General features: G+C 51.2%; 19 protein-coding genes. All 19 read right to left on the bottom strand.

The features are described 5' to 3' along the window. Positions 1–82: 82 nt before the first annotated feature. Genes C0K55_RS19060 through pduA form a run of 19 tightly spaced genes read right to left on the bottom strand, consistent with a single transcriptional unit; the run spans position 83 to position 14,614 of the window. Positions 83–526 carry a EutP/PduV family microcompartment system protein gene (locus tag C0K55_RS19060; RefSeq protein ID WP_085449036.1) on the bottom strand — a complete coding sequence of 148 codons (444 nt, stop codon included), beginning with the start codon at positions 524–526 and terminating at the stop codon, positions 83–85. Between the two features lie 4 nt (positions 527–530). After that, positions 531–881: a propanediol utilization microcompartment protein PduU gene (pduU, locus tag C0K55_RS19055; protein WP_000107121.1), complete on the bottom strand. Its 351-nt coding sequence runs from the start codon at positions 879–881 to the stop codon at positions 531–533. After that, positions 881–1,435, bottom strand: a complete 555-nt coding sequence (gene pduT, locus C0K55_RS19050) for a propanediol utilization microcompartment protein PduT (protein WP_105266577.1) — start codon at positions 1,433–1,435, stop codon at positions 881–883. Before pduT ends, pduU begins: the two co-directional genes overlap by 1 nt. A 2-nt stretch (positions 1,436–1,437) precedes the next feature. Beyond that, positions 1,438–2,781: a 4Fe-4S dicluster domain-containing protein gene (locus tag C0K55_RS19045; protein ID WP_016262095.1), complete on the bottom strand. Its 1,344-nt coding sequence runs from the start codon at positions 2,779–2,781 to the stop codon at positions 1,438–1,440. Beyond that, positions 2,778–3,890, bottom strand: a complete 1,113-nt coding sequence (locus C0K55_RS19040; RefSeq protein ID WP_001091444.1) for a 1-propanol dehydrogenase PduQ — start codon at positions 3,888–3,890, stop codon at positions 2,778–2,780. Before C0K55_RS19040 ends, C0K55_RS19045 begins: the two co-directional genes overlap by 4 nt. 10 nt (positions 3,891–3,900) lie before the next feature. Further along, positions 3,901–5,286, bottom strand: a complete 1,386-nt coding sequence (pduP, locus tag C0K55_RS19035) for a CoA-acylating propionaldehyde dehydrogenase PduP (RefSeq protein WP_061090451.1) — start codon at positions 5,284–5,286, stop codon at positions 3,901–3,903. Further along, on the bottom strand, positions 5,283–6,290 hold the full coding sequence (pduO, locus tag C0K55_RS19030; RefSeq protein WP_001516597.1) for a two-domain cob(I)yrinic acid a,c-diamide adenosyltransferase PduO: 1,008 nt from the start codon (positions 6,288–6,290) through the stop codon (positions 5,283–5,285). The genes pduP and pduO overlap by 4 nt, the downstream gene beginning before the upstream one ends. An 11-nt stretch (positions 6,291–6,301) precedes the next feature. Next, positions 6,302–6,577 carry a EutN/CcmL family microcompartment protein gene (locus C0K55_RS19025; RefSeq protein ID WP_000549830.1) on the bottom strand — a complete coding sequence of 92 codons (276 nt, stop codon included), beginning with the start codon at positions 6,575–6,577 and terminating at the stop codon, positions 6,302–6,304. Positions 6,578–6,580: 3 nt separating this feature from the next. Beyond that, a complete protein-coding gene (gene pduM, locus C0K55_RS19020) occupies positions 6,581–7,072 on the bottom strand; it encodes a microcompartment protein PduM (protein ID WP_001067061.1) in 492 nt (163 codons plus the stop codon). After that, positions 7,069–7,701, bottom strand: a complete 633-nt coding sequence (locus tag C0K55_RS19015) for a phosphate propanoyltransferase (RefSeq protein WP_000361033.1) — start codon at positions 7,699–7,701, stop codon at positions 7,069–7,071. Before C0K55_RS19015 ends, pduM begins: the two co-directional genes overlap by 4 nt. A gap of 2 nt (positions 7,702–7,703) precedes the next feature. Continuing rightward, complete coding sequence (locus tag C0K55_RS19010; RefSeq protein ID WP_105266576.1) at positions 7,704–8,126, bottom strand: BMC domain-containing protein; 423 nt, start codon at positions 8,124–8,126, stop codon at positions 7,704–7,706. Between the two features lie 23 nt (positions 8,127–8,149). Continuing rightward, the gene (gene pduJ / locus C0K55_RS19005) at positions 8,150–8,425 is read right to left on the bottom strand and encodes a propanediol utilization microcompartment protein PduJ (protein ID WP_001057752.1); all 276 of its coding nucleotides are present in this window, start codon (positions 8,423–8,425) and stop codon (positions 8,150–8,152) included. 19 nt (positions 8,426–8,444) lie between these two features. Further along, the gene (locus C0K55_RS19000; protein WP_061090452.1) at positions 8,445–8,795 is read right to left on the bottom strand and encodes a glycerol dehydratase reactivase beta/small subunit family protein; all 351 of its coding nucleotides are present in this window, start codon (positions 8,793–8,795) and stop codon (positions 8,445–8,447) included. Continuing rightward, a complete protein-coding gene (locus tag C0K55_RS18995; RefSeq protein WP_061090453.1) occupies positions 8,785–10,617 on the bottom strand; it encodes a diol dehydratase reactivase subunit alpha in 1,833 nt (610 codons plus the stop codon). The genes C0K55_RS19000 and C0K55_RS18995 overlap by 11 nt, the downstream gene beginning before the upstream one ends. 9 nt (positions 10,618–10,626) lie before the next feature. Further along, entirely contained in the window at positions 10,627–11,145 is a 519-nt protein-coding gene (gene pduE, locus C0K55_RS18990) for a propanediol dehydratase small subunit PduE (protein WP_001090590.1), read from the bottom strand. Between the two features lie 14 nt (positions 11,146–11,159). Further along, positions 11,160–11,828: a propanediol/glycerol family dehydratase medium subunit gene (locus C0K55_RS18985; RefSeq protein ID WP_000405038.1), complete on the bottom strand. Its 669-nt coding sequence runs from the start codon at positions 11,826–11,828 to the stop codon at positions 11,160–11,162. A 9-nt stretch (positions 11,829–11,837) separates the two neighbouring features. Continuing rightward, complete coding sequence (pduC, locus tag C0K55_RS18980; protein WP_001256922.1) at positions 11,838–13,502, bottom strand: propanediol dehydratase large subunit PduC; 1,665 nt, start codon at positions 13,500–13,502, stop codon at positions 11,838–11,840. A gap of 18 nt (positions 13,503–13,520) precedes the next feature. Beyond that, positions 13,521–14,333, bottom strand: a complete 813-nt coding sequence (gene pduB, locus C0K55_RS18975) for a propanediol utilization microcompartment protein PduB (RefSeq protein ID WP_105266575.1) — start codon at positions 14,331–14,333, stop codon at positions 13,521–13,523. Then, positions 14,330–14,614 (bottom strand): propanediol utilization microcompartment protein PduA, encoded by a 285-nt coding sequence (gene pduA, locus C0K55_RS18970; RefSeq protein WP_001183614.1) that lies wholly within the window; start codon positions 14,612–14,614, stop codon positions 14,330–14,332. The genes pduB and pduA overlap by 4 nt, the downstream gene beginning before the upstream one ends. Positions 14,615–14,924: the final 310 nt, after the last annotated feature.

The following is a 14,924-nucleotide window of genomic DNA, read 5'->3' as shown; positions in this document are numbered from 1 at the left end:
CCGGCAACCCTCATTGTTCATGATTCCTTTCTCTGTGTCACAAGTCATCATTCCCATCTGATAACATATTGAAATGTCGAAATTAACGACAACCTTCTTCTGTATGTAACAAGGTAAAAAGTTCTGCAACCCCGATGTTATTTATCGCGCTGGTTACTAATACGTTGCGTGCCCCGGCTTCCCGTAACCAGCATTTCACCAAAGATATTTGTTCTACGCTGGCTAAATCCGCTTTGGTTACTACCCCAATGACCGGGCGATTCATCGATGTAGTAAAGCCTGGCGAAAAAGGGGACCACGGTGCGTTCGCATTAAGTACCAGTGCGATAATGTCCGCTTCGCAGGCACAGACCAGCAGTGCGCTGTAAAGGCTGCGGTTTTCGAGGTATTCCCCGGGTGTGTCAATGGTGGCCGGTGACCAGACGATTGCCTGCGTCTTCTGATACTGAATATTCTCTCCGCGCAGGCATTGTGTGAGTGACGTTTTTCCGCACTGACTGGGGCCGATGAGCATCATCCGTTGCATAGTGTCAGGTCCGTGTAATGGAACAGGCGGTAAAGTGCATCATTTCGCCCAGCGTGCGTGTAACCTGGCTAAGTGCATATTCGATAGCAGAAACATCGCCAGTCAGAACTACCGCGCCGGTAAAACGATCAAGAAAACCAATCTCTACAGCGCCTGATTTTGTGGCGATATCACACGCGATGATAGATGCTTCACTGGGGGTAATCGTCAGAATGCCAATGGCAGAAACGGTGTCTGGTAAACCTAATTTCTTAAACAGATCCTTTCCGGGATTCGCAATCACATGCGCCAGTGTGACCTGTTTACCGGGAACATATTCCTGAATCATCCGTTCAGTCGTGTGTTGAGTTGACATTATCCCTCCACCATCTGATGCCACATGGCTTCATGCGGACGGGCAATCACCGAACGATAGACCAACAAACCTTTTTCCCCCGCGCGCTCGCTGGCGACAGAGACCGCGTTATTAACATCAGAAATATCGCCTGCCACTACCATGTAGCATTTACCGCCAATACCGAAGGCCATATGCACCCGCACGAGCGTGACGTTTGCCGCTTTCACTGCACAATCGGCAGCGTTAATGCAGGCTGCTACACTCCAGGTTTCTACTACACCGACAGCCCGTCGCTGGTCAACATGGTTCAGACCGCTGATTGCAGACAGGATAGTGGGATGAATATTAGGAAGAACCAGACTGTCGACCAACATTTCACCAGCAAGGGACGTGCCATTATCGATGGCCTGTTGCACCGCACCGACATCGCCACCGAGCATCAGCAGAAATTTACCGGGGCATAGCGTTTTGCTGACCAGTAACTCAACGTTGGCGCTTTTCAGCATGGCATCGCCGGTTTCCATCCCTTTCGCGATACTGCTAAGTTCTAAAATACCTACCGCTTTTGACATGGTTAACCTCTCACAACCGTAATCGCGTTTTCTGTCACATCACTGATCGTGCCATCAATACTGGCATGAATGGGGGCACCTAATGTGCCGTGTGGAATTTGGCCTACACATTGCCCACGAACGACACGATCGCCTTTTTGGACACACGCAATTGCGCTGGCTCCGATGTGCTGGCGTAACAATAGCGTCACTTTTTCGGGCTGTGGCACGTGTTCAGACCATGGCGCATCCTGATACCACGGTGCTAAGCCCAGTCTGGTTACCAGCCGTTTTACGGGAATCAGTCGATAATTTGCCATGACATCCGCAGGGTTTAAGGTGCCTTCGTAGCGGAGATTTTTAGCGCGTAATTCCTGCTTAAGCAGGCGATTTATGCGCATTGGTGAAATACCTACCGGGCAGGCGACGCTGGCACAGACGTTGCACTCCGAACAGGTGAGTGCTGTCAGTAACAGTTGCGGTGTAGTGAGCTGTTGGTAGTTAACCGCACGTACTAACAAATGTGGTGACAGTTCGTGACCGATTAAATGACGTGGACAGAGATCGGTACATAAGCGGCATTGTTCACAAACGGTTTTCGCGACGGCAAGTACGTTGCGATCATCCTGCATTCGACGTTGGATCAGTGAATGAGAGTTGGGTAAGACCAGCAAGCCGCCGGTGGTTTTGCTGACTGGCGTATCGAGCGATGGGATCAAACTCCCCATCATCGGCCCGCCATTGATAAAACCGGGATTATCTACCGTAGCGCCTCCCGCCAGCGCCAGTACCTCGCGTAAAGACATTCCGATGGGAACGGTCACTGTTACTGGTTTAGCAACTGCACCATTAACGGTTAACGTGCGGCGCGTTACCGGATACTGTTGCTCAACGGCTCTGGCAACATTCAGCACGGTCTGGACGTTATTCACCACCACGCCGACGCTAACGGGCAACGCGGCGGGTGGAACGCGACGACCTGTTGCCATCCAGATGGTCAGCACCTCATCCCCAGCGGGATAAACGTCGGGCAAAATATGCAGGCGGATATCCGTTGGAAGTAATGGTGTAAGTGCTTTTATTGCGGGTTGATACTTCTCTTTCAGCGCGATGATTCCGCTAGCAGCCCCGGTGGCTTTCATCGCATAGTGAACACCGCGCAGCAGGCGGCTGGCTTGTTGTGCCATTAACTGCTGGTCCACTTTCAACATTGGTTCGCATTCCGCGGCATTTACCAGGAAAGTGTCAACACACGCCTGCAGCTTGATATGTGTTGGAAAGCCTGCGCCGCCAGCACCCACAACCCCGGCTGCCTGAACTCGCTCACGGATCGTCTGACTGTCACAGGACGTTAACTCGACGTTCATAACAACTCCTCAAGCAGTTCCTCAATAGCGGAGGCATCAGCCGCTCGTGGGTTGGTACGCAATGTTGCATCCGCCAGCGCTGCCTGAACCATATCTGGAAGACGTGCTGACCATTCTGCTTTTTTTTCTTTCAGTGCATTAGCGAGAGTCGGTATTGCACAGGCTTTTTTAAGCTGTTCAATATGTTGAATGAGTGCATTCAGGCTGGCGGTGTCATTGGCGTTATCAGGGCATAAATGACACGTTTTTGCCAGCCGGACGTAGCGTTTGGCGGCGCGCGGATCGCCAGCATTAAAGCGGATAACCGCCGTGAGCAGGAGAGCATTCGCCAGGCCGTGTGGCAGATGAAACTGCCCGCCGAGTTGATGGGCAATTGCATGATTTAACCCAAGCCCAGCCTGGCTAAAGGCCATTCCGGCAAGCGTCGAGGCATTATGCATTTTGCCGCGAGTAGCAAGACAATCGCCTTTATTCACTGCTGTAGGCAGGTAGTGAAAAACAATTTGCACGGCTTTTTCGACCAGAGCATCCGAGAAATCACTGGCGCGTGGAGAAACATAGGCTTCTAGCGCATGGGTTAAAACATCCATTCCGGTATTGGCAGTTATCGCGGGAGGCACGCTGACGACCAGCGAGGGATCGAGGACTGCAATATCCGGATAAAGTGCATTATCGAAAAGGGGATATTTAATCCCTTTCTCTGGATCGCTGATGACACAGGCGCTGGTCACTTCTGAGCCGGTGCCGCTGGTGGTGGGAATGGCTACGCAGGTGTCAATCTCAATAGCACACTGGCGACTAAACCAGACAATCGCTTTTGCGGCGTCCAGCGCAGAGCCGCCGCCAAAACCGATAACCACATCCGGGCGTAAAGTCTGCATTTGTGCAATGCCTTTTACCACGGTCTGGATAGTTGGGTCGGGTGTTATTTCGCTAAAAATACTGAGGCGGTTGCTGTCAGGCAGCGCCTGGCGCAACGTGTCAATCAGTGGTGAGCGTGCCAGAAAGGCGTCGCAAATAATCCAGATGTGCTTATTGGTGAAACGGCTAAGCACTTTAAGACTTCCAGGTCCGCTGTATAAACGCGTCTGCAGTGAAAAAGTATTCATTTCCGTTTCTCTAGCGAATGGAAAAACCAGTGGTCAACACGCAGCGTCGTGAGCGGGCAAAAGTCCGTGCTGACGTTGTCCCCTCTCCGGTCGGTGTAGCAATGGTGAAGGTCGTAAATCCTTCACCGCCGACGCCAATGCCTGCCCAGGAGGGGCCGTTTTTGACAAAGATGGAGGTTTGCATAACGCGCGCGGCAAGGTTGAGCCGAGAGACATTCTGCGAGTGCATAATTGCCGTGTGGTGCAAGCTGTCTTCCACTTTCAGCGCCAGGGTGAGGGCGCTATCAAAATCATTAACTTTTACAATGGGCAACATTGGCATCAGTTGTTCGCAGGTAACCCAGCTATCATCGGCGTCGACAATAGCAATTAGTAATCGAGGGGCTTTCTGCGGTAAAGGAATTCCCGCTGCTTCCAGCATGGCTGAAGGACTTTTACCCACCAGCTTTTTGTTGGCAACATTGCCAGGAAGGCAAATAGCACGCAATTGGTCAGTTTGTTCCCGGTTAAGAAGAAAAGCGCCAAAACTTTGCATCTGTTGGATTAGGTAATCTGCTACTGATTCAACGACTATCAGGCTTTTTTCAGCGATACACGGCAGGTTGTAATCGAATGAAGCGCCGTTGATGATGTCTTCGGCGGCTTTCACAATATCCGCCGTTTCATCGACGATGCAGGGCGGGTTACCCGCACCGGCACCAATCACTTTCTTGCCACTTTTCATTCCCATCGCGACGATACCTGGACCGCCAGTAATTGCCAGAACGACGATTTTAGGGTGCGTCATCATCTGTTCGGTGGCGGCAAAGGTTGGTTCAGACACGGTAACGATAAGGTTATGAATGCCACTACAGCGAAACGCGATGTCTTCGATTATGGCGATCAGTTTCAGCGATACGTTTTTGGCTCCCGGGTGAGGACTGAAATAGACACTATTGCCTGCAGCCAACATGCTGATGCTGTTGTTAATGATGGTTTCCGTTGGATTGGTACTTGGCGTGACTGAGCCAATAACCCCAAACGGAGAGTATTCAAATAAAACCATGCCACCATCACCGGTTAGCGCAGTGGTGGTTAAGTCTTCAATTCCAGGTGTGTTATCGAGAGCCGCTTTGTTTTTTAGATACTTATCTTCTTTATTTCCCATCCCCGTTTCGATAGCGCTCTCTTCTGCCAGTTCGGTAAGGCGGGGGGATAATTCTTCGCGAATGGTGTTGATAATGGCACTGCGGGTTTTAAGTGGGCACTGTTGAAAGCGCAAAAAGGCCTGGTGTGCAGCGCAGACGGCGTCATCGACAGTCTGGAAAATACCATTTCTTTGCGTTTGTGACGCAGTGGGCATCATTTGTTCGCGCAGGATATTGCGGATAATCGTTTCTAATTCAGTGGTATTCATAGGTTTGCTCCTGCGTTAATTGCTGCCATTGCGGTTTGTGCAATATCCATGTCTTGTTCAACGCTACCGCCGCTGATACCAAGCCCTCCAAGCAATATTCCGTCACGCCAGAGGGGGAAACCGCCACCAAAAGTGACAACTTTGCCTTGCATATGGCTTTCGAGTCCATAAAGCGGCGCTCCGGGTTGCACGGCGTCAGCAAGCTTGTGTGTTGCCGTTTTCATCGCCACGGCGGTCCAGGCTTTTTTCGGTGCCAGTTCACTGCTAACCAGCAGCGCATCAGGCATCCGCCAGGTAACGCTTTCCGTACCGTTGGCATCAACGATGCTAATGACTACGGGAATATGCAGTTCATCTGCGCGCATTGCCGCGCTACGAATGAGCTGATGAAGATCCTGAAAAGTGAGCGGCATCGTGCGTTCCTTCAATGCTGGAGTGTGGTTAGCTTCGTGATAACGTTTTGTTATTTCCTGAATCATCAGGTTCTGATGAGCAACATTGTCTTCCACGCGGGCGAGGGCATACAGGCAATCGGAAAGCCGATTGATGTAGTGCAGTAAAACATGGCGAACGGTGGCTTCCGTTGTCAGTTCAACCAGACGTCTTTCGGCCCTGCGAGCCACTGTGCGGGCGAAATGCATGCGGCTTGCGGCTTCACAACGACCAGGTAGAATGAAGCTGCGAACTGGAGGAACCGCGTTCATTGCACTGTCGATCGCTTTTTCCAGCGCGGCGATTTCTTCCGTACTGATGTAACGTTGCTGCGCTGATGGCTGTTCGCTTTCACTGGCGAGCTCGGCACTAAACCAGAATATCTGTTGCTGAATGGCTTCCAGTAAGATGCGATGACTTTCGATGGTGGTGGCGCAATAACACAGACTGAGTGTCGCGTTCAGTTCATCCAGCGTGCCATAGGCTTCGACACGTAGATGAGTTTTGCTGACACGTTGCCCGGTAAATAGGGACGTATTTCCTGAATCGCCTGTTCTGGTATAAATCGCCATCTTTCAACTCCTTAGCGCGAAAGCGTATCGACAATGCCAACCACTGCCAGGTCGATGGCTTCGTTAGGTCCGGAAAACACATGTCTGGCGCTGGAACCGCTGCTGAGGAGTACCAACTCACCGACGCCAGCACCGACTGAATCAACGGCAACTTCGTCACCGGTTAATGGCGTGAGAGGCAGTTCACCGTCAGCGCTGACCCGGCGAACCAACAGCAGTTTTTTCCCGACCAGAGAAGGTGATTTTTGCGTGGATACCACCGCGCCAGTGACTCGAGCCAGATGCATGGGTTACTCCTGCCTGATTAACTGAATGTTTCGGGTAATTGCCGCTTCACGCGCAAGAGCGGTCACACAACATTTCCGTTGCAGCACCAGTATTCCCGTGCATAACTGCGCTATGTCGACATAACTTAAAAGTCGACCACGATGAAGGTAGACCGGTTGCCCTTGTTCGTCGCACCAGGTTAACGGTAGACGGGCGAGTGACTTTAATTTGATGGCGTTCAGAAAATGATGCTGCAACGACAATTGAATGTGCATTCCCCAGGCTAACGCCTCGTGAATGTGGATTGCTGCACGATCTGACGTTTCGTTTTCCGCGAGTTGTCGCAACAACGGCAGATCGACATATTGAATTTGTAACGATGCATACTGATGAACTATCTCGTGAACGCTGGCTTCTCGCAGTTGCGAAACAGTTAGCGCGAGTGTTTTTCCCGCACGCTGTTTCAGGCGAAAAATCACTTCGTCAACAATGTGTTGCATCAGCACGTTATTCATGGCACCGACACCAGCGTGGCAAAAACGTCAGGATTATCAGCGCCTGCAGCGTTGGCTTCGTCGGTATCTATATGCATTTCAAGACGCATATCCGGTGAGACGCGAACGGCAACGTTATCGAATATCAGTCGTCGCTCATCCCCTTCAATGGCGACCGCCACCTTATCACCATGTGTAACGCCATAAATCAGGGCATCAAGCGGAGACATATGAATATGCCGTTGCGCGACAATAACGCCAGAAGCGATTTCCAGCTCTGCAAAAGGGCTTATCAGACGAATTCCCGGTGTGTCGCTGAGATCGCCAGACATGCGTAGCGGAGCGGCGATCCCTAACGTTCTGGCGTCAGTCCGGGAAATCTCCACCTGACTTGAGTTACGTAATGGCCCCAACAAGCGAACGTTGTGTAATTTACCTTTTGGTCCCACCAGCGTAACAACCTGTTCAGCAGCGAACTGACCAGGTTGTAATAACGACTTTTTCTCGCTGATCGGTTGTTCAGGAAAAAGGCGCACATAATCCGCCGTTGAAAGATGAATGTGACGACTGGAGACGCCCAGAGGGATAGGGCGCTCGCGCATCTCATCCAGGACCAGGCTAACAGCCTCCTGCAAGGTTTGTTTATCCATTACTACATCCCTCGCTTATCGGAATGCAGGCAAAGTGAACGGGGTTCACCTTTTTGCCGTTGGCACGCCGGGTCAAGACACAAATTACAACTGATAATTTCTGCGGTGACTGTTGTTGCAGGAGTTTCGCTTGCTTCGACTGTCGCATCCAATGCTTCTGTTGTGCGGGGCAGTATTCCTTCTCCAGGTCGGGCAATCACTTTGTGCGCGACAAGACCATTTCGCTGTCTGGCGAAACTGACGCCTGTTGCGATCGCTGCATTAATCGAGGCGACGTCACCGATAATTTTGATGAGCGTCCAGCCCGAACCATTGGTCTTCTCAAGGCCAACCAGCGTGATGGACGCGGCCTTAGCCATAGCGTCCGCGCAACTGATGGCGAGTGCCAGACCACTGACTTCAAGTAATCCCAGTGATTGCTTCACGCTGTGCTCCTTAGCGAATGGGGTTATGCAGATTTAGGTAAAATGGCCTCAACATCGCTGTGCGGTCGTGGAATGACATGGCAGGATTTCACTTCACCAACGGCGCTTGCTGCTGCGCTCCCCGCATCAACGGCGGCTTTTACTGCGCCGACATCGCCGCGGACCATCACCGTAATCAGACCCGAACCAATCTTTTCATAGCCAACCAGTTGCACGTTGGCGGATTTAACCATGGCATCCGCGGCTTCAATTGCGCCAACTAACCCTTTTGTTTCAACCAGTCCTAGTGCGTTATTCATACAGCATTTCTCCTGTGGATTATGGGTGGTATTCCCTGAAGGGAATGCCTTTGACCAGGCGGGCGGCGTTATTGCCGATGCTACGCCGGGCATAGTTATCTTGTTGATACATCAGCGTAAACAACGGTGCTGATGCCGGTAAATTTTTGTAATGTACAATCAGTTTTTCCCGGTCGCAGGCTATGCCAACCAACAGGGGGGACTGACGAGCGGCCTGCCAGGCGCTATCGATCACCGCACCTGACGGGATTTGTTGAATGCTAAAGGGGATCCCCTCTTCTTCAATACCGAAAAGCACCTCATCCCATGCGTTGGTGTAAGCACCGATTACCATGACGACAATGGCGGGGGCTCGTCCTTTACTTTCCATAAGCCGACTCCTTGTGCCAGGCGATGAGTAGCCCGGTAGCTACCGCATTGCGCGGTCCTTCGTTGCCACGGATATTCCCCCGCCCGGCGACCAGTCGATAATGCGCCAACGCATCGGTGACTAACTGTGGTACTTCAAAATCCAGCGAAGAGCCGCCCACCAGCACGACGAATGGAATGTTGCGAATATTTCCACCTGGGCTTACCTGACGTAACGCACGCAGAGCGTTTGTTACGAAGACGCGCTCTTTCGCACTGCGACGAACGGCACGCACTTTTTCCAGTGTTAAATCGCCGGGAAGCGGCACCAGCTCGTCGGGTTTCACCACACAAACGCGGGCAAAGACATGAGGGGATAGCGGAGTAGGGAAGAACTGAACGCTGCCGTCTTCATGGCGTAAATGGAACAGGCTTTCTACTTTTGCCAACGGGTGCTTTTTGATTTCTTCAGCCAGATAACGATCATTTAAGCCCAGTTCCCGGGCGATAATCATCGTCACCATGTCGCCTGCTCCTGCAAGGTGAGTGGCAATCATTTCCCCTTTCTGATTGATGATGGAGGCATCGGTAGAACCGGCGCCTAAGTCCAGAATTGCCAGAGGGCGCGTTGTCCCCGGGGTAGTTAATGCTCCCTGAATTGCGGCTTCTGCTTCTGCGCCTCCGACCTGAACATCAATATGCAGTTTTTGCTTAATTTCACTGGCGATCATCGCCATTTGCAGGCGGTCTGATTTCACCATTGAGGCGATACCCACTGCCTGTTCCAGTGAAAATTCTCCAGCCAGACCACCGGTTACGCTGACCGGAACAGACGTATCTATCGCCAGCAAATCCTGAATAAAAATTTCGTGGCTGGGTTTATTGGTCAGCACCGCCATGGTCTGGCGAACATGTTCCAGCATTCCGCCGATGTTGGTGCCCGGTTCGCCCGTCACGTTCTCCAGTTTTGGGCACTCACCGACCGCTTTCATAATGGTGTCGGCACCTGCGGCAACATCGACCCGCATTGTGCGCCCGGCAGAAAGCAGCTCAATGTTTCCGGCGGGTATCGAACGAGCTTTAACGTCACCAGACGGTGTTTTCACTACTACTGCTGAACGGTTGCCGATAAGCGCTCGTGCCACAGGAACAATGTTTTGAGTCTCTTCAGCATTGAGGGCAAAAACAGTGGCAATCCCATACGGGTTAGACAGGGTTTCGATAACTTTCCCGGGAACGGCAACTTCAATCGCGGCCAGCATACCGAGTGGAATACGCTCGATATAGAGGACTTCATCAACAATGGGTAAAGGGATTTCCAGTCGGTTACTGACCAGCACGCCATCATCGCGTTGCAGAATTACGCCAGTCAGTTGATATCCGGCACGCACGGAGGCGTTTATCATGGTCGCGATATCGGCAAAATCAAATGCCGATGACACGACCAGGATGTATGGTGCTTCCGCCGGGCGTGTTAACAACTCTTGCGGAGTGATGGTGAGTCCCACTCCCAGACCTACTCCGCCTGGCGTTTTCGGGTTGTGGCCGATCATGGTTGATTCGGTGATGATGGTTTCCGTAATGGTTTCCATCGCTACATCACCAATGACCGGAGTTGCTTCGTTGATACGAATAAGCGAAATATCGCTGACAGTGATACCGACTTTTTTCGTTGCCTGTGCGAGCGCCTCCTGAATACCATGTACGTTACGCAACGTACCTTTGATTCCGGTGGTTTCTGCCAGAGCGCTGCTCACGAACGACAATTCTCCAGACGCACTGAGCGTTGCCAGCGCAACCTCTGTCGATGAATTGCCGATATCAATGCCTGCTATATAGCGCATAGTTCGTCCTTAATCGTCGCCTTTCAGTTTTTTACGCTCGACATAGAGTTCTGCGGCTTCACGGACAAATGCAGCGCAAATTTGGGCTTGATAACGCTGTTCAAGATCGTCGGCAATGGCAATGAGTTCTTGCTTAGTCGAACGATAAGGGCGCAACGCATTGTAGATTTCAAGGATGCGATCATCCGGCACTGAGGTAAGTTCGGCAGCACGTTCAAAATTCACCGCCAGGCGATCACGACCAGCATCTCTGGCAATCTCGGCCTGAATACGCAATGTTTCAGGGGTTATGCGCATATCCTGGGCGGTAACTTTATCGCTGAGTACATTTTCCAGAGTGAAATCGTCGAGCGTTTTATTGGTTGCCGTTTTGACCCATTCTGGGTGTTTATTTGCCAGCGGGTAATCAGTCACTTTGGCGCTCAGTGTTGATGAGTGGGGGGCCGCAGAAACAGGAGTTGTATCCTGTAGACTATTCATACGGTTCAACACGTCCCTGACCATCGACTCAATTGCATCGGTATTCATGAAGGTTTCCTTTGTTAAAACGTCACGCGCAGTTCTTGCGGCTTTTTGCCAGTGACCACGTACCTGGTCTCTTTGATATGCAAAATGGCAGATTTGGCCTGGTATTTCGGTCGCGCCATCTGATCGTTGAGGGTCGGAACGGGTTGTGGAGACTCACGCTTCGCATAACGCGCGGCGTTTTTGCCAATCTGGCGATAGGTTTCCAGCGTCAACAATGGCGCTTGTGGGAACAGCTCCAGGTTAGACAGGGGAGGAAGCCCTTGCTGGTGGATAACTGTGGTGCCTTTCGACTGGATACCAATAGCAATGCCTGAACCACTAAGACGATCGCCTTCGACCGCTACGAATGCGACATCAGACGATTTAAAGCAGCGAATCACTCGGGCTTTAATGCCTTCTTCTTCGATACCGGCAATCACTTCGCGCAAAATGTTTTTATGCGGAATGCCGATAATATTGACGGTCTGCGCCAGGCCAAAAGCCGGGCCTACAGCAATAATGACTTCATCTTGCTGAACACCTTGTTGGGCTTCACCAATTTCGGTCAAAAATTTTCCGCCATCCGGCGCGGAAGTGGCAGTTGCGGCGACAGGTGCGCGAAATGAAACGGACTTGTCGCTGGTTTGCATTTCTGCCAGCACGTCTTCGATGATCTGACGAAGTAATTTCTCGTTAATTTCCATTTCTCACCCTTAGTCAATTTCGTTGGGATCAAGTGCACCGGGAATATTTTTGATCTCTTCCCAGCGTTCCCCTTGCAGGCGATAACCCGTAGCCGGTCCGGCGTAATCATTGACGTCATTGACCGCAGAGAGTACTTGTCCGTCATCGACGATAATGGCTGAGGTATGGAGATAATCGCCGGTCAGTTTCGCTTTTTGCATGTTGAGCATGTCCTGCGCGACGTCGGTAAAACCGCCTTGCGCCAGGGCTTTCACCACTTCCAGACTGTTACGGTTTTTATTGATAATTTCCTGGGCAAACTTTATGTCTTCTACGATGTTGCGCTCTGGCATATCTTTCGAACCGTGGGCATAGGTCGCTGCTTCGACTTCTTCATCGGTAATGGGCGGTAATCCCATACCTGCAAAGACAGCCTGTAAAGCGCGTGCGGCTTTATTGCGGATGGCGATAACATCTTCTTCGCGCACCGGTCGCAGGCCGCCATCAACCTTCAGGTCACGTTGAAGGACGTTATAATCATCGAAGTCTTCGGCATCTTCGTTTGAGCCGGCAAACATGTTGTCGTAGTTCGGTACTGCGGAAAAACCGGAAGAGATAAAGTCGGTGCCCGGCAGAAACTGCATCAGGAAACGTGCGGTACGGCGCATATCTGAGTGGGTAAAGGTCTGGTCATTACTGGAGGCGCATTCCAGATCCAGCGATGAGCAAATTAAGTTTTCCGCCAGTACTGCACGGATGCCTGACGGCACAGCCGATGGCACGCCGATGCAGCTTACGGAACCGTTTTGCAGACCCTGAACACCCGCGGCTTTGGTGATGTAAATGCAACGTGCCTCAAGATAAAGCATTGATTTTCCTTCCGCATAGCCCATCTGCACTTCAGAACCGGAGCCGGAAGTAAAACGCATTTTTAAGCCGCGAGAAGCATAAGATGATGCGAGAAATCCTTTTGACCACGGTGTATCGTCGCCGTCGGTGAAAACGGGTTCCGTACCGTAGACAGAAATCGTTTCGGCGTAGCAGGTGTGGCCTAACATACCGAGTTTCAGTTCAGTGGCTTCTTCCAGTGAACACTGGGTTAAGACGCCAGGGCGTCCCACCTGCGAACCTACCAACAGGGCGATAGCATTGAAAGGTGCATAACGAGCAACGGCAACGGTGGTTTCCTGTTCGTCAAACCCGCGCCATGCTCCCTCGGCCGCGTCGGCAGCAATTTGCACCGGGTTATCTTTGACGTTGGTGACGTGAGCCTGTTGCGATGGTGTGCGACGGGCGCGCATTTTCTGCATCGCCATCATCATTTCTACCACGTTCATTTGTGAAACAACTTCGACGATTTTGGCGGGCGTCATTGCTGTGGTCAGGGGAACAATATCGCTACGTTTGACATTTGGATCGCACAACATATTGGCAAGTTTGACCGAGCTCATCGCGATGACTTCTTCGGCACGCGCGAGATTGATACCGTAGCGGGCGATAAAGTGGTCGATCAAGTCAAACTGGCTGGCGGGTTTTCCATCCAGCTCGGTGACGATGCCGTTAACAATTTTTATTGATGGTTTCGGGTCGTTCGGGCTTTCCATCGCAATGAAGCCTTCTTCAATCCACTCTTTAACGAAACCATCCTGGTTAACCGGGCGTTTTTCCAGTGCTTCAAATCTTTTCGATCTCATGAATCTGCCTCATGGAATTCAGATATAGGAAGGGCGATCGTTTTTCGGTGTATCACCGAGAGTCGAAAGCACGGTTTTACCGATTTCGCGAGCGGAGATGACCGCCTGTCGGACAGCGCCGGAGTCACCCGAGATAATCAGAATGACTTCATTACTGAAGCTGGTGCCATGAGCTGGGGAGCTGTATGCCACGACATCCACATTGGCGGATTTCAGCGCAGTATCGGCCATCAGAACACCAACAGCAGCCGGAGCGCCGACAATGACGCCACAAGCGCGGCCCAGTGGTGCGCCAAACGCTTTTTCCAGTGCATAGCTGGCGCGAGCGGTATATTGCAGTTCAAGATGTCCGGCTTCATTGGCGTAGACGTCGCCAAAGGTTCGGTCGAGTTCTTTCAGTGCAACTTCAATACCGCGTTTCACGTCGGAAACATCGTTGCCACCTAAGAGGATTAATGAGCCGTGTCCGGCACCACCTTTGGTATCGCGAGGAAGTTCAATGCTAATAACTTCAGTGTTCGTGGCTTTTACTGCTTCATCCGCGGCCATAATGTGTGGCCCCGCACCAATACGCGCGCCCAGAATGCCAATGGAGCGATAGCGTTTTTCGAGTTTCATCGCGTCCAATAGGGCGCTATCAACATTCGCAATGACCAGACCTACAGTGTCGCCAATAGCGGTGCCAACAAATTCCGTTAACGTGCAGCTTTTTTCTGCCATAGCCGTCTCTCGTGTTTGATGAGTGGTTTTCGGGAGAACCTCATGCTCTGGCGTCGCTATGCGAGCGATGACCTGCGCCATGATCTGTTCGACCAGTTCATTGCTGCTCATGGGTTAATTCCCTTTGGTAAGATTTTTTCGACATCAGTATGTGGGCGGGGAATTACGTGTACGGCTTTCACTTCACCGACGTTACGTGCGGCGGCGGCACCTGCGTCTGTTGCCGCTTTTACCGCCCCGACATCACCACGAACGATGACGGTCACCAGCCCGGAACCTATTTTTTCGTAGCCAACCAGCAATACATTTGCCGATTTAACCATGGCATCTGCGGCCTCTATGGCGGCAGTTAAGCCTTTGGTTTCAACCATTCCTAACGCTTCTTGTTGCATAAAGACCTCGCCTGGATTTTTTGACGATATGACTATAAAAAAAAGCGAGAAAAAAGAATGGCTGACTTAATCATCCGATGAGCAAAATTAATAGAGGGTAAATATTATAAAATTGCCTTAATTATCTATATGTTATTAATTTACTGGTCGTTTTATGGTTTTTTTAATGTGAATTAATTGCATTGGTCGGTAGATTTAATTTGCACTAATGCTTTGTCGGGTTGGGCTTTGCGGAAGTGAATTGTGATATTTGTTTAAGTTTTATTATATAAGGATGGCAATTTTTTATTGTGGAAATCTGGCAGAGTTG

Origin of the sequence: Escherichia sp. MOD1-EC6098, from assembly GCF_002965865.1 — a bacterium.
Classification (GTDB): Bacteria; Pseudomonadota; Gammaproteobacteria; order Enterobacterales; family Enterobacteriaceae; genus Escherichia; species Escherichia marmotae.
The sequence above is the reverse complement of the archived record's forward strand: the minus strand, read 5'-3'. Positions and strand labels throughout refer to the sequence as shown.